Raw genomic sequence first — 21,949 nt, 5'->3', positions numbered from 1 at the left:
AATCTATTAACCGAGAATGAATAAACGCCGATGATTGTACTACAAAAAAAAGCCCGACTCGATATTTTGTCCGAGTTAAGGATAAAAAAGCAGTTTTATGCTGTTTTTTTGCCCTTTTGCAACCTTAAACTACGGTAAAAGGGTGAGGTTGTGCCTTTATTAGGTAGAATGGCTTTTTCCCTGCTGCTGGTGGTTATAGCGATATTAAGGTTGAAAAAAGAGCTTGGCTTTGACATTTTTTTGACTAAAATAGGAGAAAATATTTGATAGCCCTCATGCGAGCTAATTTTTATTCACTTTCTTCAAAAATACACTTGCGCGGTTGTGAGCATTAGCGTAAACTTCGCGCCCTATTGAAGAATATTAAGTTGCGTCGATTTGAGGGCGCACAGACGGAGTTAATTATGTACGCGGTTTTCCAAAGTGGTGGTAAACAGCACCGTGTGACTGAAGGTCAAACAATTCGTTTAGAAAAACTAAACGTTGAAACTGGTGCAGCAGTTGAATTTGATTCAGTACTTCTAATTGCTGATGGTGAAAAAATCGAGATCGGTGCACCGTTCGTAAACGGTGGCAAGGTAACAGCTGAGGTTGTTTCTCACGGTCGTGGCGAGAAAGTTAAGATTGTTAAGTTTAGACGTCGTAAGCATTCTCGTAAGCAGATGGGCCACCGTCAGTGGTTCACTGAAGTTAAAATCACTGGCATTAGCGCTTAATAATTTAGAGGTACAGAAAGATGGCACATAAGAAGGCAGCTGGTAGTACTCGTAACGGTCGCGATTCCGAAAGTAAACGCTTAGGTGTTAAACGTTTTGGTGGCGAATCAGTTCTTGCGGGTAACATCATCGTTCGTCAGCGTGGTACTAAGTTCCACGCAGGTACTAACGCAGGTATCGGTAAAGACCACACAATCTTCGCAAAAGCAGACGGTAAAGTTGTTTTTGAGCAGAAAGGTCCTTTAAACCGTAAATACGTTAGCATCGTTGCTGAGTAATCGGTATTAAATACTGAAAAACCCCGCTTAGGCGGGGTTTTTTGTTTTTAGCGTATAGAACATTAGCATAGCTCTACTCGCCTTGCTGCATTATCTATGATGTAGCTGCTATAATGGCGTAGTGAGTTTCAGACCGAGTTAAAGAGTTTAAATCATGAAGTTTGTCGATGAAGTAGAAATTAGAGCGGAAGCCGGAGACGGAGGCAGCGGTGTTGTCTCATTCCGCCGCGAAAAGTTTGTGCCAGATGGTGGTCCAGACGGTGGAGATGGCGGTGACGGTGGTAGTGTTTTCCTGCAAGCAGATGAAAACCTCAATACGCTGGTCGACTATCAATTTGAACGCTTTCACAAGGCTGAGCGTGGCACCAATGGTCAAGGCCGAAACTGTACCGGTAAAAAAGGTAAAGACTTAATCATCAAGGTACCTGTAGGTACTCGTGTTACCGATGTTGATACCGAAGAGAGTCTGGGTGATTTAACCAAGCATGAACAAAAGCTATTAGTCGCCAAAGGCGGCTTCCACGGCCTTGGTAATACCCGTTTCAAATCAAGCACCAACCGTGCGCCAAGACAAAAAACGCTGGGTACACCTGGGGAAGTTCGAAACCTCAGGTTGGAACTTATGCTATTGGCCGATGTCGGTCTACTTGGTCTGCCCAATGCTGGTAAATCGACCTTTATTCGCAGTGTGTCTGCCGCCAAACCTAAGGTTGCCGATTACCCTTTCACCACATTAATACCTAATCTTGGCGTAGTTCGTCCAAGTTCAGGTAAGTCGTTTGTGGTCGCCGATATTCCTGGTCTGATCGAAGGGGCGTCTGACGGTGCTGGTCTCGGTATCCGCTTTTTGAAGCACCTTGAGCGCTGTCGAGTGTTGCTGCATGTTATCGACGTAATGCCGATTGATGGCAGTGACCCGGTAGAAAACGGCTTCGCAATTATTAATGAGCTACATCAATATAGTCCGAAACTGGCTGATAAGCCGCGTTTCTTAGTGTTAAATAAAGTGGACTTATTAAGCGATGATGAGCGTGAAGAGGTGTGTGCTCGCATTGCTGAAGAGCTCGGTGTAGAAGAAAATATCTTTATGATTGCGGCTGCGAACAAGTTCAACACTGAAGAGCTTTGCTATGAGATTATGAAGTTACTCGATAGCATGCCAAAAGATAAGTTTGAAGAAGAGCAGCAACAAGAAGAAGTTGAATTCAAGTGGGACACTTATCACAGACACGCCACCAAGCATGATGACGATGATTGGGACGATGACTGGGACGAAGACGACTATGATGTTGAGGTCGTCTACGAACGTTAGCGAGAAATCAGTACAAAAAAGGCCAATGGAAATTGGCCTTTTTTGTTGCTCGCTTAAATTTATTCAGGTTTGCTAAGCAGTGATATACTGCGAGCAATGCAACGCAATACTGACCTTTACTCGATTGTGTATTGGTTTTAGAAGCAACGCATAATCATAAGGTTAATATAAAAATCAATACAAAGATATTAGAAAAGGTACATTGTGATAATTTCAATGATAGCTGCGATGGCGCACAATCGTGTCATCGGCAAAGACAACGATATGCCCTGGCATTTGCCTGCAGACTTACAACACTTTAAAAAGGTCACGCTCGGTAAACCGGTGTTGATGGGTAGAAAAACATTTGAATCTATTGGTAGGCCCTTACCGGGAAGGCGCAATATCGTCATATCAAGAAATAGCGACTATAATAAGGAAGGGATTGAGGTTGTTGGCTCAGTAGAGGCTGCTCTAGAGCTTGTTAGGGACAGTGACGAAGTTATGGTTATCGGTGGCGGTCATATTTATGAGCTATTCTTACCGTTTGCGGAACGACTGTATTTAACCTTTATCGACTTAGAAGTGGCTGGTGACACGCAATTTCCAGATTACTTAAGTCAAGGTCAGTGGCAGGAGGTTGCAACTGAAAGTAATGAGCCTGATGCAAAAAATAATCATAGTTATAAATTCGTAACACTCGACAAAAAACTATGAGTTTCTTGCTAACAATTGCTTAGGTTGCTAAAATATAGCCAGTTATGAGCTATACGAATAAAGTATTAAAGGGTCTGTGTAATGAAATTAACTACCGTGCTTCTATCAGCGTCTATTGCTGTTGCTTCACTTTCTTTTAGTAATTCTGCAGCGGCTAACGATCAGTTAGCTTTGTCACTGTGTGAGTATATCGCAGCAGATGATAAAAACCGCATCCGCAAAACGTTGAGAACAGCGCGTATTAAAATGCGTAATATTTATGATGGTATCCAATGTAATGGTAACAGCCTTTTACGCCATGCTATTGCAAGCAATGCTACAGACTCAGGTGAGTACATCGTTAAAAGTATTCCAAAAAGTGCGTTAGAAGATGGCAGTGATATTGCTTGGGCTGAGTCTAACGGCCACGGTGGCTCGCCACTGATCGCTATCATTAAAGACCGCGCAGGCCTATAATTCTTTAACTACTTGCTTATTAGCCGATATAGGAGAATAAGTAACTAGAATGCCCAAAGCCCTCATGTATGAGGGCTTTTTGCGTTTTACCACTGTGTTATACCAATCCGCATTAATACTTACTCAATTTGAGGGAGCAAATTCGACGCTAACTGTGTTACAAATTTCTCATTTAGAACAACTAAATAGCAAAATTTTCGCCTTGCCTATACGGATGTAGGTACCTCGGCGGTAGCAGGATGCGTGAGCGGAGTTATCGACAGAATTTTCTTGCCTCAAATAGACCACTTAATTAAGCGAATTGGTATTAATTCGCTAGCTGCCTTTTCTTTTTAGTGCTCAGATTGCGTTTACCGCTTGATAAAAATCAAGCCATTCTAAATTTTGTCATAAATTTCTGTTACGGCCTCTTGAGAAATTACCTATTCATGCCAATACTATTGTTAAGGGTAAACGCAAAAGAAGGATTGCATATGAAAATTAACCTTTCTGGTCACCATGTAGATGTAACCGATGCTGTTAAAGACCACGTTAACGAAAAGTTTGCCAAGATCGCTAACCACTTTCCATCGTTGTTATCCCTTGACATCATCATCAGCAAAGAACACAAACAATTTAATACTGAAATTACCACCAACTATGCAGGTAGTCGCATAGCGGTCAAAGGAGAAGATGACATCATGTATCCAGCTATTGCAAAAGCGGCTAAAAAGCTGGATGCGGCGTTGAAACACCGTAAAGGTCAACTTAAGGCCAATAAACATCAAAAACCGGTGAGCACCACGCCACCTATTGCCCATGAAATCATTCAAGAGATGGAGCTGAAATAGCCCCACTCAAACAAAAATAGCATAAGGCCCTTCTGGGCCTTTTTTGTTACACTCGCACTATCATGTAGCAGCTGGTCATTTTACTGTATGACAGATTACCAACAGATATTACAACAAGCATGTCAGTTCGTTAAGCCGCTTCTTAATAAAGGTAAGGTGGCTGATTATATTCCGGCCTTGGCTGAGCAGCCGCTGGAGCAATTCTCGGTGGCGCTACATACCGTTGATGGTGAAACCTTCAGCGCAGGTGATATCGATGCTCAGTTTACTATTCAGTCGGTTTCCAAAGTCATGACGCTGACTTTAGCGCTACAGCGCTACGGTGATGAGTTATGGCAAAGGGTAGGCAAAGAACCGTCGGGCACTGCATTTAACTCACTCACTCAGCTAGAGTTTGAAAATGGTATTCCCCGCAACCCTTTTATTAATGCTGGGGCAATAGTGACTTGCGACGCTTTGTATTCACGCCTCTCTGCTCCTATTCACACTATGCTAGAGAGCTACAGAGCAATGGCTGGCAATGATAAGCTTTGTATTAATAAAGTGGTTGCGCAGTCGGAGTATGATCACCGTTACCGCAATGCCGCAATGGCCTACTTGATGAAGTCGTTTGGTAACTTTGCCAATGAAGTAGATGATGTGCTGTGGTCTTATTTTAACTTTTGTGCCATTGAAATGACCACCACAGAGTTGGCTAAATCTTTTTCTTACCTTTCCAACCAGGGCTATTGTGAACACTCAGGTCAACAAGTGCTGAGTCATAAGCAAACCAAACAATTAAACTCGCTACTATTCACCAGTGGTTTGTACGACGCCGCTGGGGATTTTGGTTATCGTGTTGGTATGCCTGGAAAGTCTGGAGTGGGTGGCGCCATCATTGCTGTGGTTCCTAACCGTTTTACCATTTCTGTATGGTCTCCGGGGCTGGATAAGGTAGGGAACTCTTTAGCTGGTATTGCTGCGTTGGAATTTCTATCCGATAAGTTAGGTACGGCTATCTTCTAACGCCAGCCGTACCTATAAATCTTATTTTTCCCAGTACGATTGCTCTAATGAGTCTTCACGTTCTGGCAAACCACGTGATAAGCGCGGTGAGTGCTGTACTAATACCTCATAGCTGGCGCGGTTAGCGTATTTACTGATCTGTGCTAAAGAAGAGTAAGTAATGGCATTTTGCTCATGCTTAGCTGAGTTAGGCACGTTTAGTTTATGATATTCGTTGGCACAAATATCATGTAATACCGCCGCTAATGCACAATCTCCAGCACCATTGGTGTTTTTGATGATGTCGGGGCCGCCCATGTAAGGCGCGGTATGACTGTATGCTCGAATAGGGTTGTCACACTGAGCGCGTTTCATCGCCCGAGAAAACTCATAACGATTGAATTCAGGGATGGCGCCAGGCAGTAATGGGTATTCGGTGGCTCGTTTACAGCTGTCATCAACATAACCGGCCATAAATAACCCTTTGGCACCGGCAGTACAAATGACCAAATCAGCCCAATCAAGCGCTTTGTCAGCGGCAAGTAAAGGGTCGTTAAAACCGGTAATGGCTTCGCCTTCCTCTTCGTTCATGGCCAAAATGTCAACGTGTTTAGCGACAAAGTCAGCCCACCACTTAGGATCTTGTTCTATAAGAAACTTAGTGCCTAGAGTCAGCACCACAGGAACGCCCGCCTTGTTTGCATACTCAACGGCCTGCATGGTCGCTTGAGTCATGGTTTCTTCGCCATGTGTACGCATTAAATAGGCACTGATCACCAGAGCCGAGGAGTTTTCGATCAGTGTTTGGCAAATAGACTCAGGACGTAAATGATTCATCAGCCCGGCACTAATTGCAAAGGTGCGCTCACCACTATCATCAATTAAAGTGAAGCAGCGGCCAATAGGGCCATCAACCGGTTGCAGGTAATCGAGATCAACACGGCTAGAGGTGTTACACAAAAACTTGTAGGCATAGCTACCGATCTTGATGTTCTCACTCATGACACCTAGCAGTACCGAGCGGTCATCCGCTAATACCGAGTAATTGTGCATGGTGTTACCTATGGTACCGCCAGCAAATTCATAGTCGATCATGCCATCACGTTTTAGCCTGTCATAAAGGGCGTTGGTGACATCATTGTCTATCACTTGTGACATTCCGCGCTGTAAGTGAAACTCATCAAGGAAAGCTTGGTCTACTTTGGCTTCTATATCTACGACAATCTGGTCGATACCACAGATATAGCTCCTTTTTAGCCGATCATCAGCGTGTAACTGGTTAATAAGCGGATCTTTATCTTCCACCGGAAAATAGTGTTTATGCCTACGGCGTCCCGGAAATTTCATATTTTACCCGTGTGTTTTTGAGCTTACGAAATAAAAAAAGCGGCGAATTATAGCGTAAATTAGCCTAACTGAGCCACGGGAAATTTGCGAAATTTTGCAATAATTCCCGAAAAAGAGCGGATAACTTCCTTTAACTTGCTGACTTTACTTATAAAAAGTTGATTTTTCACTGGCTTAGTTTATTTAAGAATAGCAGTTCAAGCACTATAACTACGCTTTACTGTTATAATCTTGGCAAAATCGCTGCCAGTAATAGGGGATACAGTGGAGCAAAAAGACGATCAGTATTGGATGCAAAGGGCACTGGAGTATGCCGATAAGGCCGAGGCTGAAAATGAAGTGCCGGTTGGAGCGGTGGTGGTGAAAGACAATGCCATCATAGCGGCAGGGTGGAATCGTTCTATTACCTGTCATGACCCTTCTGCACATGCGGAAATGATGGCCATTCGAGAAGCCGGTAAAGTGCTAGAAAACTACCGTTTAATTGACTGTACGCTGTATGTGACCCTAGAACCTTGCCCTATGTGTGCAGGGTTATTGGTGCATAGCCGCTTAAAAAGAGTGGTGTTTGGCGCAGCGGATGCTAAAACGGGGGCAGCAGGCTCGGTGATGGACTTATTACAACATCCGCAACTAAATCATCAGCCAGAGGTAACATCCGGGGTGTTAGCACAGCAGTGTGGTGATAAGCTTTCTGCATTTTTTAAGCGGCGGCGACAAGAAATTAAAGCCGCGAAGTTAGCGGCTCGGCAAGCAAAGTAGCAAAGCCTATTATGGCTTTGCTACGGCGGCTCTGAACTCTCTTTGCTCTTCCATTTGGATCAAAGCAAAAATACGATGGCGTAACAACGTCTTACGATGTGCGTTTTTGAGTTTAATGCGACGACGGTTGGGGGAAGTAAACCGAGTATTGCGTTTAAATTGATGAGTTCGACGTCTTCTCAACATAGAACCTCCTGATGTGAGAGATTGTGCTGCATAGCGCGCAGCGTTTTATAGAATTATAGATACGCTACGCTAATGACAGATTTATGACCTTGGGAGAATTTTTTCAAGTCTTTTACAGTGTGTGTTGAAACCAAGTTTAGTTTTTTGAGGTTTCGATTACAGCTGTTTCAGGTGCAGGTAAGAGTGCGCCGTTTTCTTCTAACCAAACTAACGCATCGTAGTATCGACGAATGTTATCCACATAGGTCACCGCAACATCGCCACGGGCATATCCGTATCTTGTACTACGATAGTAACGCTTTTTAGTAAGCAGCGGAAGTCGTTTTTTCACGTCCGCCCAGCTGTTCGGATTGCCACCTTGTTGCTCTGTGATCGCGCGAGCATCACGGACATGTCCCCAGCCAACATTATAAGATGCTAATGCAAACCAAGTGCTGTCAGGTTGAGCGATATCTTCTGGCATACGGTCAAATAGAATGCGTAAATATTTCGCGCCGCCCGCGATATTTTGTTCTGCATGTAAGCGGTTGGTGACACCCACGCGTCTTGCCGTTGGCTGTGTCAGCATCATAATCCCGCGCACTCCTGTCGGCGATTTTGCCCGTGGGTCCCACATGGATTCTTGATAACTGACCGCTGCCAATAAACGCCAATCAATATTTTGCGCTTTGGAATAAGACTTAAACCATTTTAGGTATTTCGGCAAAGTGTCATGAACCGCTTCAACAAAAGCTAAGGTATTGACGTAGTTAAACTCTTCGATATGACCGAAGTATTTTTCTTCTAAGGTAGCGAGAAATTTATTGTTTTGCATTTTGGCGAAAAACGCCGGTAAAAGGGCGTACAGAGAATCGTCTTTTTCACTGCGCATCATCCAGGCCACATGCTCATCTTTAGTCACAGAGAATGCAATGCTCACGGTTGGGTGATAGCGACGGAATAGCGCCAAAGAATGCGAGTCGGTGATGGTGTAATCGAGGTCGCCATCAATGATCCCTTGCAGTAACTCTTCTTCGCCCTTATCCGATACGACTTGCCAAGTTAAATGGGGATGTTGTTGCCGCGCTTCTTGAAGCGCAATGACGTGGTTACTGTGAGCTAATACCGTAATCGGCGCGTCGATATCAGCAAAATCTCGTGGCCATTCTCGCCCTTGTTTATACACCAGTTTTTGACTGATCATGCGATAGGTAGGACCAAAGCGGTAATCCTCAGTGCGACTCGGGTGGAAACTTATTCCTGAAGCGACAATATCCAGATCGCCAGCATCGAGCCGGGCAAACATTTCATCTAGGCTGAAGTAAGGCACCATGTGCAACTCTACACCGAGCTCTGCTGCAAACTCACTGGCCAACTCATACTCGAATCCTTGTTCGCCGATTGGGCCTTGATAATAATTGCCTGGACCTGCCAACGTACCAACGCGAAGCTCGTTGTTTTGTTTCACTTGTTGTAATTGGTTTAATGGCGCTTTGTCGCACCCCAATAGGCCGATAACGACGAAGCTGACCAAGAAAATTCTTAGCATGTAGTTCACTCTTATTTGCGCCTAACCCCAACTTACCCTAGCAATAACATAATTGCAAAACCCGAAACTTGGCTAAAATCATCGAGCTGGATTGCGATTTTGATGATATTTTCGAGTTTTGACAAATTAGTGTTAAATCCGCGCGCTATTTCCACTATAATGTGCGCCCAAAGATATCGTTCAATCCTTAACCCCGGATGAAAATACCTATGCTAATCCTACGTGGTGCGCCTGCACTTTCTGATTTCAAAGTCCAAAAGATCCTTAAAACCTGCGCGGCAGCTGATTTACCTGTCTCTGGCGTGTATGCCGAATATATGCACTTTGCTGATGTGTCGGCGGCACTTTCTGAGACTGAACTGACTAAGTTAAATAGCCTATTAAAATATGGCCCAACCATCGCTGAGCATGAACCTGAGGGACAACTCATACTTGTCACTCCCCGTTTAGGCACCATTTCTCCATGGGCTTCTAAAGCCACAGACATTGCTAATAATTGTGGTCTAGATAAAGTTGAACGGGTAGAGCGTGGCATTGCCTATTATGTTGAGGGTGAGTTAAGTGCATCTCAACTGGAAGCCGTGGCGAAGTTACTGCACGACCGCATGACAGAGTCGGTGCATGGCAAGCTTGAAGATGCTGCGGGTTTGTTTCGTCATGAAACACCGCGGGCTATGTCATCGGTTGATATTTTGTCTGGTGGCCGCGAAGCACTGGCGCTGGCCAACATTGAGCAAGGCTTTGCTTTAGCCGATGACGAAATTGACTACTTGGTTGAGAGCTTTGAAAAGCTAGGTCGTAACCCCAACGACATCGAATTATTTATGTTTGCCCAAGCAAACTCTGAGCATTGTCGTCACAAAATCTTCAATGCCGATTGGACCATTGATGGGGTGCAGCAGCCTAAATCACTGTTTAAGATGATTAAAAACACCTACGAAAGCAACAGTGACAATGTCTTATCTGCCTATAAAGATAATGCTGCGGTGATGACAGGTTCGAAAGCAGGGCGCTTTTTCCCTAATAAAGACGGTGAATACACCTACCACGAGGAAGATATCCACATTCTAATGAAAGTGGAAACTCACAACCACCCAACTGCGATTGCGCCATTCTCTGGAGCCTCTACTGGCTCTGGTGGTGAAATTCGTGATGAAGGTGCAACCGGCCGTGGCTCTAAGCCGAAAGCGGGGTTAGTTGGGTTTACTGTATCAAACCTACGTATTCCTGGCTTTGAACAGCCATGGGAAAGCGATTTTGGCAAGCCTGGGCGTATTGTTAGTGCCCTAGATATCATGCTGGAAGGCCCGCTCGGTGGTGCTGCATTTAACAACGAATTTGGTCGTCCGAACCTACTTGGTTATTTCCGTACCTATGAAGAGCAAGTAGATAGTCACAACGGCCTAGAAGTTCGCGGTTATCATAAGCCGATTATGATCGCTGGTGGTTTAGGTAATATTCGTGAAGATCACGTGCAAAAAGGCTCCATTCCTGTGGGCGCGAAACTGATTGCCTTAGGCGGTCCGGCGATGAACATTGGACTTGGCGGTGGCGCGGCATCATCAATGGCCTCGGGGCAATCAAATGAAGACCTGGATTTTGCTTCAGTACAACGCGAAAATCCAGAAATGGAACGTCGTTGCCAAGAAGTCATCGATAAATGTTGGCAGCTAGGTGATGATAACCCTATTGCCTTTATCCATGATGTCGGTGCTGGTGGTTTGTCTAATGCTTTCCCTGAGTTGGTGGATGACGGTGGCCGTGGCGGTAACTTTGAGCTGCGTAATATTCCGAATGACGAGCCAGGCATGGCCCCTCATGAGATCTGGTGTAACGAATCACAAGAACGCTATGTGCTAGCCGTAGCTGCAGAAGACTTTGCTCGTTTCGAGGCAATTTGTAAACGGGAACGCGCACAATACGCCGTTATTGGAGAAGCCACAGAAGATCGCCACTTAAGAGTGTCGGATAATCACTTCGAAAACAATCCAGTCGATTTACCATTGGATGTGTTGCTCGGTAAGCCACCGAAAATGCACCGTGATGTGAGTTCAAAGCGTGCCACTGGAAAGGCGCTCACTACCAGCGAAATTAAAGTGGAAGAAGCGGCAAAACGACTATTGCGTTTACCTGCGATTGCTGAAAAAACCTTCCTTATCACCATTGGCGATAGAAGTGTTACCGGTTTGGTTGCCCGCGACCAAATGGTTGGTCCTTGGCAGGTGCCGGTGGCAAACTGTGCCGTGACTGCCGCCACTTACGATACCTATCATGGTGAAGCGATGTCGATGGGTGAGCGCACCCCAGCGGCACTATTAAACTACGGTGCCTCGGCACGTTTGGCTGTGGCTGAAGCACTTACTAATATCGCTGGCGCGAACATTGGTAGTTTGAATAACATTAAGTTGTCGGCAAACTGGATGGCCGCTGCGGGTCACCCAGGTGAAGATGCCGGTCTTTATGAAGCCGTTAAAGCCGTAGGTGAAGAGTTATGCCCTGCATTAGGCTTAACCATTCCTGTGGGTAAAGACTCTATGTCGATGAAAACCCAGTGGCAAGAAAATGGCGAAGACAAGTCTGTCACTGCGCCTTTATCTTTGATCATTACTGCCTTTGGCCGTGTGGAAGATGTTCGTAAGACAGTGACACCACAGCTACGCAGCGATAAAGGCGAAACCAGCTTAGTGTTACTTGACCTCGGGGCGGGGCAAAATCGTCTAGGTGCCTCAAGCTTAGCCCAAGTGTACAAGCAACTGGGTGATAAAACCCCAGACGTGGATAGCCCTGAACTACTAAAAGGCTTCTATAACGCCATGCAGGCGCTAGTGGAGTCAGGTAAGGTGATTGCCTATCACGACCGCTCTGACGGTGGTCTATTCACCACGGCAGCGGAAATGGCATTTGCAGGCCATACCGGTGTGACAATTGAGCTAGACTCACTATCAGGTTCGGATTTAGAAGTGTTATTCAATGAAGAGCTTGGTGCCGTATTGCAAGTCAGCAACGACGATCTTGCTGAAGTTGAGGCGGTGTTTGCTGAGCACGGTATTGCGGATATAGCACACCGTATTGGTACGCTTAACAGCGAAGATAAAATTATCTTCAATCGTAATGGCAGCACAGTACTCGCTAATAGCCGCACTGAATTGCGTACGATTTGGGCTGAAACGACTTACCAAATGCAGGCGCTGCGCGATAACCCAGATTGTGCTAAGCAAGAGTTTGATGCCAAGTTTGATGAAAAAGATCCTGGTCTAAACGTTGATTTGAGCTTTGATATCAACGAAGACATCGCAGCGCCATACATTGCCAAAGGGGTTAAGCCTCAGGTGGCTATTTTACGTGAGCAAGGGGTGAACTCTCACCTAGAAATGGCTGCGGCGTTTAACCGCGCTGGTTTTGCTGCCATTGATGTGCATATGAGTGATATCCTAGAAGGGCGTTTAACACTAGAGCAGTTCAAGGGCCTTGTGGCCTGTGGTGGCTTCTCCTATGGTGACGTATTAGGCGCCGGTGAAGGCTGGGCTAAGTCAGTGCTGTTCCACGACCAAGCTCGTCAGCAATTCCAGGGCTTTTTTGAACGTCAAGACACCTTCAGCTTAGGTGTTTGTAATGGCTGCCAGATGCTTTCGACTTTGAAAGAGCTGATCCCGGGTACCGAGCATTGGCCACGTTTTGTTACCAATAAGTCAGAACGTTTCGAAGCTCGCTTTAGCTTAGTAGAAGTACAGCAAAGCCCTTCTATTTTCTTTGAAGGAATGGCAGGCTCACGGATGCCAATTGCGGTTTCACATGGTGAAGGTCATGCTGAATTTAGCAGTGAAGCGGCAGTACAAAATGCCCTGAACTCAGGTGCCGTGGCGGTTAAGTTTGTCGATAACTATGGTAATCCGACAACCCAATACCCAGCCAACCCGAATGGCTCGCCTGCGGGGATCACCGGTATGACTTCTACGGATGGTCGTGCAACTGTGATGATGCCACACCCTGAGCGAGTTTTCCGTGCTGTTGCTAACTCTTGGCACCCTGATGAGTGGCAAGAAGACAGCCCATGGATGCGTATGTTCCGCAATGCTCGCAAGCTAGTCGGATAACATAAGCGTAACCACTAAAGCTTTGAGAGGCCACCTAACACTAGGTGGCCTTTTTGTTGCTGGCGGCTCAGTGATGCAAGTTGTTGGGTCATCAGGTACACTGAGGAGGGAAACATACCAATCCGCATTAATACTTACTCCCGCACATGGCTTACTTCATTAGGCGCGTTGGTATAACGACGGAGAAAGGATAATATGAAAAAGTGGCTCGGTGCCTTATTGACTGTGCTGGTGTTGATGTTCATTGTATACATTGCACGAGTGCCGCTGACAATCGCGGTTGTGGAGCGCCTGTTTGCCACGGATGACCTTGAAATGACTTGCCTAGATTGGCATATAAGTGACATCGACAAGATCACCGCCCCTGAAGTGTGCATTACAAGCCCTCAAGTATCAGCACGGCTGTCTGATGTAAAGTTGTCTTGGCAAGCCATCGACATCGAAGCCATGACGCTGGCTATTCAATCAGCTAATAATTCAGCCGCCACACCTCCCCAAGCGCTATCATTACCGCTTGATGTTACCCGGCCGCTGCTATCTATAAATTCACTCAGTGTTACCGCAGAACCATTGCCTGCGCCAATTACCGTGGCAGTCGAGGAAGTCGCAGCGAATCAATTTCGCTTGCAGGGCGATGTGCATGCAGAAATCACACTCAGCACCAACGCCATTGACGCCGAGATAGATCTCAGTAGTGAAGCGATTCAAAAGCAGTTGCCAAGTGCCATTAGCCAATTAAGTGGTCAGTTAAACACGACTTATCGTGACGCCCAGCTAGTGGCCAAAGTTACGCCTACTATTTATGCCCAGTTGGCATTACCTCATTGTCGTATTAATGCGTCTTATCAAGGGCAAATTAGCGCTCAATATCACCTTAAACAGCAGCGCGGGGAAGTAAGTTGGCAAGCGCCCATTGAATTACTCCCTGAAAATAATTGCAGTAGTGAACTTGCTTGGCTAGGTGATGTAAGTGGGAGTTTTCAACTCACCGCCGCTCAGGGACTCAGTATCGAGAAACAATTGCTAATGGCACCCTTGCTAGAGCTGCAAAGTGAAACCAGAGATTTTCAGTTAAAGGCAAAGAGCAGCGCTGTTGACCTAGGAACTGCCTCAGTCAGCAGTGAGGTGATGCTAGAGCTGCAAAGTAGCCAGCTAGGTGCACACCAGATGTCGGCGCAGCTTAAGTGGCAAGCCAATGACCTTGAGGTGCAAGGGGATTGGCATTATCAGCAGGATAAGCTGCGCTTGGCCAAGCAATTTAATGCCACAGAGGTAGCGGCCCATAGTCAATTTAGTGTGCAAGGCGATCCGCGCAAGCGGTTAACGCTGGAGGCTGACACTCAACTCTCCTCGCAAAAAATGGCGCTGGCAGACAAAGTAGCAAAAGAGCTATCGACGACGCTGTCGTTGCAAACTGAGGTTGATATCGCTCGTGTAGGTAATGGTCTGAGGTTACACCGTGTACTGCCCGAGGGGATCCATTTTAAAGCTGAAATTGACTCACAAGCATCAGCGCTGATGACTTCTGATATCAATGCTGGCGACAATACTATCAACGCGACCTTAACCCTGGCTCCAAACCAAGACTTTATCATCGATTTAGCCCTTGGCAGTGAGCATATCGATTGGCAAAACACACAAGTGAAGGGGCTACAACAGCAACTGCATTGGAGTGGCAATTTAGCCCCTGGAGAAATTTTCTCATCGTTTACTGGCAACACTGAGATTGCTGCAATTAGCCAATCTGACATCACGGCCAAACGCATTGCGATAGCAACAACTGGCAAGCAAAATCGCGGCGTGGTGGCCGAGCATGCCGTCACCATAGATGGCATCGAACTTTGGCTAGAGCAGCAGTATTCCTCTTCACAGCACTTAGTAAAGTTGCAGCTACCGCTGCAGTCCTTAACTAAACTGCAGCCCTACATCACACCCAGGTTACCTGATGCGCAAGTGACTAAGGGCGAATTTTCATTACAGTTGCAGGGAGATTTGCATGTTGGTGTGTTTGACTTTAATGCCAATGTTCAAGGGGCCGAAATATTAGCCAATGAGCAGTTACTGCGTGATGGCCAGCTTAGCAGCCAAGGCCGGTTTAGTTCAGCGGCAATTCAACTGCAGCCTAGCACACTGAATATTGCTGAAATCAGAAGTGGAGTGGTGTTGGAAAACATTCACGCAGAATTAAGCAGTGAAAACAACCAGCCAAGGCTACGAAATATAGGTGCCGACATATTTGCCGGTACGCTAAACATTGATGAGCTTAAGTTATCAGAGCAGCCACAGCGCTTTAATGTTACGCTCGACAAGCTTAGCTTAGGCTTACTGGCCGAGGCTGGCCGAGATGCTGGTGTCGAACTGCAAGGATTAATTTCGGGAGAGCTGGCTGTGCAGGCATCCGATGCTGGAATAGAAATAACCGCAGGCGAGGTTCGCAACGTTGGTGGGGGCTTACTAAAAGTGCAAGAAAATGCCTCGATTAATGCACTGAAACAACAGCAACCGAGTTTAAAAACCGTAATTACTGTTCTGGATGAACTCACTATAGAGCAGTTAAACAGTGGCGTGACCTTAGGGGCAGATGGTTGGCTCGACTTAGATGTCAAAATTGCTGGCATTAATAAACGCCAACAACAACCGGTCAACTTCAACTATACACACTCTGAAAATGTGTTTACCTTATTACGAGCCTTACGGCTAAGTGACGAAATTACTCGCGAAGTAGAAAAGGCGCTAAATAAAGAGGAGCGTTAGACGATGAAATGGATGCTGATAGTAACGGCATTGCTGATTTTCAGTGGATGCACACACAAGGTTCAGGTTGAAACCAAAGAGCCGATTACCATTAATCTCAATGTCAAAGTGGATCATGAGATCCGAGTAAAAGTGGATAAAGAGCTGGATGATCTATTCAGTGAAGAAAGTGAGTTATTCTAAGGAGGACTTATGCAGCTTAAATCATTAATGAGTTTACTTGCTGGTGTCGCAATGAGTTTTGCGGCTTTAGCTATGTCATTAGACAGTGCCAAATCACAAGGTTTGGTGGGTGAGACGATGTCGGGTTATTTGGGCGTTGTCAAAGCCAGCCCTGAAGTGCAGCAGTTGGTTGATGAGGTCAATGCTAAACGCAAAGAAAAGTACCAGCAACTGGCTAAGCAAAATGGCATTACTTTGGCTCAGGTCGAGGCATTAGCTGCGAAAAAGGCTTACACCAAAACCCAGGCGGGCCACTACATTCAAGTGAACGGTCGCTGGGTTAAGAAATAACACGCAGTGACTATTTAATCGCTGGGGTGGCACTGTTTTAATAAGTGCTGCCAAAAAGCTTCGCCTTTTCTGCGCGCAAGGCGAATGTTGTTGTCGGGAATACTCTCAGGGTCGTCGTACTCAGCTAACGCTTCAGCCATACTGGCTTCACGAATAAGGTGCAGCGCAGGGTAGGGAGCACGATTGGTGTAGTTTGCTGGATCATTGTCATCGCTGTCGGCAAACACGTAGTCGGGATGGAAGTTGGCGATTTGGTAAGTGCCTTCAAAGCCTTGAGCAACCAGCAGGGCATTGGCTAAATCAACCAAGTCTAAAAATTCCGCAAAGTCTTTAAAGCCTTCAGCAAAAACCACCAAGGTGGTTTCCCGTTCAGGGTTATTGTCGAGCTCGCTGCATTGTGAAAGCAGCTCTAATACGGCATCTTCATGACTGTGGGTAGCTGAAATATGATAATACACACTGTGGTTTTCTACTTCTTGCCGTGCAAATGGGCAAAAGTTATATTTTACAATAACCTGGCTTACCCAGTTGCGCATGGCTTGTTCAATTTGTTGCATGGCTTACTCCAAATTACCTTGTATCAGCTGTACCGTTTTGGCAATGGCACCGGTGTTTTTTTGTAGCACCTGAGCGGCATTGTTGCCAAGTTCAGCACTTTGCTCTGGGCTGCTCAAGAGTGTCATTAACTGCTCACCTAGTTGCTGTTCATCCGCTACGATTAGAGCACCACGTTGGGCAATTAATTGTGGGTATATATGGGCAAAATTATAGGTATGGGGTCCGCTGATAATGGCTTTACTATGGGCCGCGGCTTCAAGGGGGTTATGGCCACCGCGGGGGATCAAACTGCCACCAATAAAGGCAACGTCAGCACAACCAAACAACCATTTTAATTCCCCCAGGGTATCTGCTAGTAGTACCTCAGTGGCGGCGTTAATGTCTTGTTGGCTGCGGCGAGTAAAGCTTAGCCCTTGCTCTTCTAGCAGCTCAGCAACCGCTGAAAATTGCTCTGGGTGGCGAGGGGCAATAATTAATAACGCATCCGGATGATGCTTTTGTAACGCTTGATGTGCGGCTATGACTTGTTCATGCTCACCTGGGTGAGTGGAGCCGGCAAGCCAAACTGGGCGTGGCTGCAACTGCTGGCGCAACTGCTGTGCGCGTTTAACGTCATTGTCAGCCAAGCTAATATCAAACTTCACCGAGCCGGTGATAGCGAGTTTTGTTTTTGCTAAGCCAAGAGCGATAAAACGCTCGCCATCGCTTTGATCATGGGCGGCCAATAAATCGATGTTGTCCATTAGCTGACGGCTTAAACCTGAGAAGCGCTTATACCCTTGAAATGAGTTGTGCGAGAGTCGCGCATTAACAACCATAATGCGGCTATTTTGCTGCTTGGCATAGTGAAATAGATTGGGCCAAAGCTCTGTTTCCATTACGATCACGGCTTTGGGCTGCAACCGAGTTAAAAAGCGGCGCATGGCAAAGGCAAAGTCGATAGGCAAATAACACACCTGAATATCAACATCATTAGCAAAAGCCTTATTGATCTCGGCGCGCCCGGTTGGGGTATTACAACTAATGATAATGGCTTGGTTATCTTGCTTTAATGCTTTGATTAATGGGGTGGCTGCTAACACTTCACCTACTGAGGCACAATGGATAACAAGGCCATGCTGTGGCAGGTGACTGAGGCCAAAGCCGAGACGCTGAGAAAAGTAACGGCGATAACCTGGGTTCTTGTTACCACGCAGTACATAGAGGTAACCCAGCAGCAGTGGAGCTAACAAAAGGAGTAATAATGAATAAAAAAAGCGTGCCATGGTTTTGCTTTGAACCTGAAAAGCCGTATTTTACCTTGAACAAGTGATAAAATGGAACCTCAAGACAATTTTACACAGTTGAAAAGGTGCCGAGCGGTCCTGTGTTTGGTAGTATCTCAGGCATAAAAAGTAATGGAATGACAAGATGAAATTAGTTCGTACGTTGGCCGCTGTTGGCCTATTGGTTTCAGGCTTTGCTGTGGCAAGTCCAACGGCTTACTTAGCCATTGGCAAAGATCCGTTATTAGAATACCAAATTGATAAAATGTTCGCCTTAACGGTGGGCACGCCTATGGCAAAACCCTACCGTATCAGTGTGGTAAAAAGGCACTTAGACAAGGTAAAAAGCATTGATGGTGAGCTGCATCGCAGTATCACAGATGGCATAGCGCCATACTTACAAGCAGACGCTATCACTCAGCGCTCCATAACTCTGCGGCTCGATTCTGGGGAGTCACAGCAACTTGCCAATGACCGCGGCAATAGCAGTAGTGAGTATGCTCAATTAGGCCTCGCTGGGGTATATCGTGGTAGCGATGCCAGTATTTTCCAACTTGGGGCTGAATATCGCGCAGACAGCAATAAACTCGTTGCCTATAATACTTTTTATGGCCTTTCCTATGGTAATTTGCAGCTCAATTTAGGCTACAAAGAACACTGGTTTTCACCTTTTAAACACTCTGCACAAGTGTTTTCAACTAATGCCAAGCCGTCTTTGTCTGCGTCTTTGGGGCTGGTTATTCCAATTCCAAATTGGTGGAACTTTGACTTTGAATTGTTCTATTCAGAATTAGAGCACGTCAATGACGGCATCAAGTATCAAGGCACCTTACACGATGGTACGCCGAAACTTGCCGGTACCCATTTTAGCGTGGAACCTATCCAAGGCTGGAAAATAGGCATCAATCGCGTGATGCAATTTGGTGGTGGGCCACGCAAAGTCGATTTTAAAGATGTGGTTAAGGCCTACTTTGATCCTGTGGGTAATGACAATAAAACCGGGTCTTTAGGTCAAGATGACGAGCTGGGGGATCAATGGGCTTCCATCACTTCGAGCTTTACCACGGACTGGGGCATGCCGGCACAGTGGTATCTTGAATATGGCGGCGAGGATACCAATAACCATAAGAACTACTTATTTGGTAATACGGTGGTGAATCTGGGCGTTTATCTGCCCAAATTGAGCCATAACACGACCTTGCGCTATGAGTTCACCGATATGGAGAGCTTGTGGTACGTCAATGAGATCTATGAAACACGAGGCAATACCATTGGCGGCTTTGGCGTTGGCCACTTTGCTGCCAATCAGCGCCAGTTTGATGATGGCGCACCATCGCAAATTCACGTACTAGAAGGGACGTACCAAAGCACACCTAGGTCGTTGTGGCGGGCGAAAATATCGCTGGTTGATAATGACAGCAACTATTTGAATGAGTTAGGTGAACTGGGTGCAGAGTATGAGCGCGGCTATGAACTAGAACTGGCGCACATCGGCGAGTTTTACCAAAAACAAGTAGAGAGCAAATTAACCTTAGGTAAAGATGTCTTTGGGGAAAATTACACATGGTTGTCAGTGCATGTATACTGGTAACAACGCGGGAAGAGCATAAACAGTTTAGGAATTCTTATGTCATTGAATGAAAAAGTAGCCCAGAGCTACTTGTCGAGTTTACAACGCCATGTCGATGTCTTTGAAACGATGGCGAATTATCATCAAGAGTGTGTGGAGTTGCTAGAGGCATGTCAAAGCACTCTCACTGCTGGTGGTAAAGTAATTTGGTTTGGAAACGGCGGCAGTGCTGCCGATGCTCAGCACCTCGCAGCTGAATTTGTGGTGCGTTACAAGTTAGAGCGTGGGCCACTGGCGTCCATTGCCTTAACCACAGACACCTCGATTCTAACCGCACACAGCAATGACTATCACTTTGACAGCGTTTTCGAACGTCAAGTGCAGGCTTTATGTAAACCTGAAGATATGGTGATTGGTTTAACTACCTCTGGTAGCAGTGAGAATATTAACTTGGCCCTTAAGGCGGCGAATGATATTGGTGCCTACACGGTTGCTTTAACGGGCCGTGACGGTGGCAAAGTCAAAGACATTGCCAAATTACCTATTATTATTGCTAACGATGAAACCGCCCGCATCCAAGAAGCCCATATGTTCATCGGTCACTGGCTCTGTGAAGCCGTTGATATGCTGGTTGAGGCGGAGCAAAACGCATGAACCTGAACGCGCTACAACAGCTAAATCAAGCAAAAGTCCTAGTGGTGGGAGATGTCATGCTCGATAGATACTGGCATGGCGATACTCAGCGGATCTCGCCAGAGGCTCCGGTGCCTGTGGTCAAGGTCAGTGCACTGGAAGACAAGGCCGGTGGCGCTGCTAACGTCGCTAAAAACATCGCCCATTTAGATGGCAAGGTCGGGCTGCTGGGATTAATTGGCGAAGACGACAATGGCAAAAACTTAGAGGCAATATTAAGTAAAGAAAATATCACCTCAAGCTTAGTGAACGTAGTTGAGCTGCCCACTATTGCAAAAATGCGCGTGATCAGCCGCCATCAACAAATGGTCAGGTTAGACCTCGAAGAGCCGTTTGGCCGCTCGCATAGCCAATTACTATTGCAGCGCTTAAAACAGGAAGTGGACAACTACGACTTTGTGTTGTTCAGCGATTACAATAAGGGCGCGTTAAGCGCCATCAGTGAGATGATTGAGGTGGCCAAAGCGGCGGGTAAAACCGTGCTCATTGACCCCAAAAATAGCGACTTAAGCTGCTACCGAGGTGCGGATTATATTACCCCAAACCTCAATGAATTCCGCTTGGCTGGGGGAGATGACAGCAGTGAAGAAGCGCTAACAAGCAGTGCCCGCAAGCTGTTACAGCAAGCTGGTATCGGCGCCATGTTACTCACACGCTCAGAGCAAGGGATGTCATTGATAACCGCCACAGAAAAGCATGACTTTGCTGCGCAAGTGCAAGAAGTCAGCGATGTCACCGGCGCTGGAGATACCGTCATTGCGACACTCACGACCATGCTAGCCGCTGGCATGGTGCCTAAAGAGGCGGTTGAGATAGCCAATATTGCTGCCGGTATTGCCGTAAGCAAGCTTGGCGCAGCCACGGTTTCTCCAGAGGAATTAAGCCGTAAATTGGGGCAATACCTTCGCGAAACGGGCGAACATTACCAAACCCCATTTGAGGAAGTGTTAAAGCACATCTCATTTGCCAAACAAAACGGTGAAACCATCGTATTTACCAATGGCTGCTTTGATATTTTGCACGCCGGACACGTCCGTTATTTAGCCCAAGCTAAAGCCATGGGAGACCGATTAGTGGTGGGGCTTAATAATGACGAGTCCATTGCGCGCTTAAAAGGTCCTGAGCGACCGATTAACTCACTCACAGAGCGTGCCATGGTGCTATCAGCGCTGGCCTCTGTGGACTGGGTGATCCCATTTGGTGCGCTAGAAGAAAATGACACCCCAGCCAAATTAATTGAGATGGTAAGCCCAGACATTTTGGTTAAGGGAGGAGATTATAAAGTCTCTGAAATCGCTGGCGCTGAGCATGTTCTCAACCTCGGTGGTAAGGTGGAAGTGTTGCCCTTTTTAGATGGCTGCTCAACATCGAATGTGATCGCCAAAGCGCGGTTACAAAAAGATTGAT

General features: G+C 46.3%; 20 protein-coding genes. 15 read left to right on the top strand and 5 right to left on the bottom strand.

Translation table 11 applies throughout. The features are described 5' to 3' along the window. Positions 1-404 precede the first annotated feature (404 nt). The 7 genes from rplU (at position 405) to glsB (ending at position 5,293) form a co-directional block, all read left to right on the top strand. Positions 405-716 (top strand): 50S ribosomal protein L21, encoded by a 312-nt coding sequence (rplU, locus tag ACNKW2_RS13460; RefSeq protein WP_336568880.1) that lies wholly within the window; start codon positions 405-407, stop codon positions 714-716. Between the two features lie 20 nt (positions 717-736). Beyond that, positions 737-994, top strand: coding sequence for a 50S ribosomal protein L27 (gene rpmA, locus ACNKW2_RS13455; RefSeq protein WP_105169123.1), 258 nt, complete (start codon positions 737-739; stop codon positions 992-994). A gap of 154 nt (positions 995-1,148) precedes the next feature. Further along, positions 1,149-2,306, top strand: coding sequence for an Obg family GTPase CgtA (gene cgtA / locus ACNKW2_RS13450; protein WP_336568883.1), 1,158 nt, complete (start codon positions 1,149-1,151; stop codon positions 2,304-2,306). Positions 2,307-2,510: 204 nt separating this feature from the next. Continuing rightward, a complete protein-coding gene (folA, locus tag ACNKW2_RS13445) occupies positions 2,511-3,002 on the top strand; it encodes a type 3 dihydrofolate reductase (protein ID WP_419149030.1) in 492 nt (163 codons plus the stop codon). Between the two features lie 81 nt (positions 3,003-3,083). Next, a complete protein-coding gene (locus ACNKW2_RS13440) occupies positions 3,084-3,458 on the top strand; it encodes a DUF3718 domain-containing protein (protein WP_419149029.1) in 375 nt (124 codons plus the stop codon). A gap of 473 nt (positions 3,459-3,931) precedes the next feature. Continuing rightward, the gene (hpf, locus tag ACNKW2_RS13435; RefSeq protein ID WP_336568886.1) at positions 3,932-4,288 is read left to right on the top strand and encodes a ribosome hibernation-promoting factor, HPF/YfiA family; all 357 of its coding nucleotides are present in this window, start codon (positions 3,932-3,934) and stop codon (positions 4,286-4,288) included. A gap of 87 nt (positions 4,289-4,375) precedes the next feature. Further along, entirely contained in the window at positions 4,376-5,293 is a 918-nt protein-coding gene (gene glsB / locus ACNKW2_RS13430) for a glutaminase B (RefSeq protein WP_336569345.1), read from the top strand. A gap of 21 nt (positions 5,294-5,314) precedes the next feature. Here glsB and ACNKW2_RS13425 read toward each other — a convergent pair whose 3' ends face one another. After that, positions 5,315-6,619 (bottom strand): inosine/guanosine kinase, encoded by a 1,305-nt coding sequence (locus tag ACNKW2_RS13425; protein WP_336568888.1) that lies wholly within the window; start codon positions 6,617-6,619, stop codon positions 5,315-5,317. Between the two features lie 264 nt (positions 6,620-6,883). On the opposite strand from ACNKW2_RS13425, the gene tadA reads away from it, so the two are divergent. After that, positions 6,884-7,381, top strand: coding sequence for a tRNA adenosine(34) deaminase TadA (gene tadA / locus ACNKW2_RS13420; RefSeq protein ID WP_419149028.1), 498 nt, complete (start codon positions 6,884-6,886; stop codon positions 7,379-7,381). Between the two features lie 9 nt (positions 7,382-7,390). Here the strand turns inward: tadA and ACNKW2_RS13415 are convergent, their stop codons facing one another. Continuing rightward, positions 7,391-7,567 carry a hypothetical protein gene (locus tag ACNKW2_RS13415; protein WP_336568892.1) on the bottom strand — a complete coding sequence of 59 codons (177 nt, stop codon included), beginning with the start codon at positions 7,565-7,567 and terminating at the stop codon, positions 7,391-7,393. A 136-nt stretch (positions 7,568-7,703) separates the two neighbouring features. Beyond that, positions 7,704-9,095 (bottom strand): membrane-bound lytic murein transglycosylase MltF, encoded by a 1,392-nt coding sequence (gene mltF / locus ACNKW2_RS13410; RefSeq protein WP_419149027.1) that lies wholly within the window; start codon positions 9,093-9,095, stop codon positions 7,704-7,706. A 209-nt stretch (positions 9,096-9,304) separates the two neighbouring features. Between mltF and purL the strand changes: the two genes are divergently transcribed. The 4 genes from purL to ACNKW2_RS13390 all read left to right on the top strand — a co-directional run bounded on the left by purL (position 9,305) and on the right by ACNKW2_RS13390 (position 16,456). Then, positions 9,305-13,189 carry a phosphoribosylformylglycinamidine synthase gene (purL, locus tag ACNKW2_RS13405; protein ID WP_419149026.1) on the top strand — a complete coding sequence of 1,295 codons (3,885 nt, stop codon included), beginning with the start codon at positions 9,305-9,307 and terminating at the stop codon, positions 13,187-13,189. A gap of 195 nt (positions 13,190-13,384) precedes the next feature. Beyond that, entirely contained in the window at positions 13,385-15,943 is a 2,559-nt protein-coding gene (locus ACNKW2_RS13400) for an intermembrane phospholipid transport protein YdbH family protein (protein ID WP_419149025.1), read from the top strand. Between the two features lie 3 nt (positions 15,944-15,946). Then, positions 15,947-16,126, top strand: coding sequence for a YnbE family lipoprotein (locus ACNKW2_RS13395; RefSeq protein ID WP_419149024.1), 180 nt, complete (start codon positions 15,947-15,949; stop codon positions 16,124-16,126). Between the two features lie 9 nt (positions 16,127-16,135). Further along, entirely contained in the window at positions 16,136-16,456 is a 321-nt protein-coding gene (locus ACNKW2_RS13390; RefSeq protein ID WP_419149023.1) for a YdbL family probable chaperone protein, read from the top strand. Positions 16,457-16,470: 14 nt separating this feature from the next. Here ACNKW2_RS13390 and ACNKW2_RS13385 read toward each other — a convergent pair whose 3' ends face one another. Together ACNKW2_RS13385 and waaA are read right to left on the bottom strand one after the other, a co-directional pair. Further along, positions 16,471-17,013: a DUF1415 domain-containing protein gene (locus ACNKW2_RS13385; protein ID WP_419149022.1), complete on the bottom strand. Its 543-nt coding sequence runs from the start codon at positions 17,011-17,013 to the stop codon at positions 16,471-16,473. Between the two features lie 3 nt (positions 17,014-17,016). Beyond that, the gene (gene waaA, locus ACNKW2_RS13380) at positions 17,017-18,279 is read right to left on the bottom strand and encodes a lipid IV(A) 3-deoxy-D-manno-octulosonic acid transferase (protein ID WP_419149021.1); all 1,263 of its coding nucleotides are present in this window, start codon (positions 18,277-18,279) and stop codon (positions 17,017-17,019) included. Positions 18,280-18,424: 145 nt separating this feature from the next. Between waaA and ACNKW2_RS13375 the strand changes: the two genes are divergently transcribed. From ACNKW2_RS13375 to hldE, 3 genes are read left to right on the top strand one after another with little or no spacing between them, the layout of a single operon-like run. After that, the gene (locus tag ACNKW2_RS13375) at positions 18,425-19,870 is read left to right on the top strand and encodes a capsule assembly Wzi family protein (RefSeq protein WP_419149020.1); all 1,446 of its coding nucleotides are present in this window, start codon (positions 18,425-18,427) and stop codon (positions 19,868-19,870) included. 36 nt (positions 19,871-19,906) lie between these two features. Next, a complete protein-coding gene (locus ACNKW2_RS13370) occupies positions 19,907-20,503 on the top strand; it encodes a D-sedoheptulose-7-phosphate isomerase (RefSeq protein WP_336568904.1) in 597 nt (198 codons plus the stop codon). Then, positions 20,500-21,948, top strand: coding sequence for a bifunctional D-glycero-beta-D-manno-heptose-7-phosphate kinase/D-glycero-beta-D-manno-heptose 1-phosphate adenylyltransferase HldE (gene hldE, locus ACNKW2_RS13365; RefSeq protein ID WP_419149018.1), 1,449 nt, complete (start codon positions 20,500-20,502; stop codon positions 21,946-21,948). The genes ACNKW2_RS13370 and hldE overlap by 4 nt, the downstream gene beginning before the upstream one ends. The last annotated feature ends 1 nt before the right edge of the window (position 21,949 follow it).

The sequence above is a fragment of the Pseudoalteromonas 'SMAR' genome (genome assembly GCF_048515945.1).
Lineage (GTDB): Bacteria > Pseudomonadota > Gammaproteobacteria > Enterobacterales > Alteromonadaceae > Pseudoalteromonas.
The sequence above is the reverse complement of the archived record's forward strand: the minus strand, read 5'-3'. Positions and strand labels throughout refer to the sequence as shown.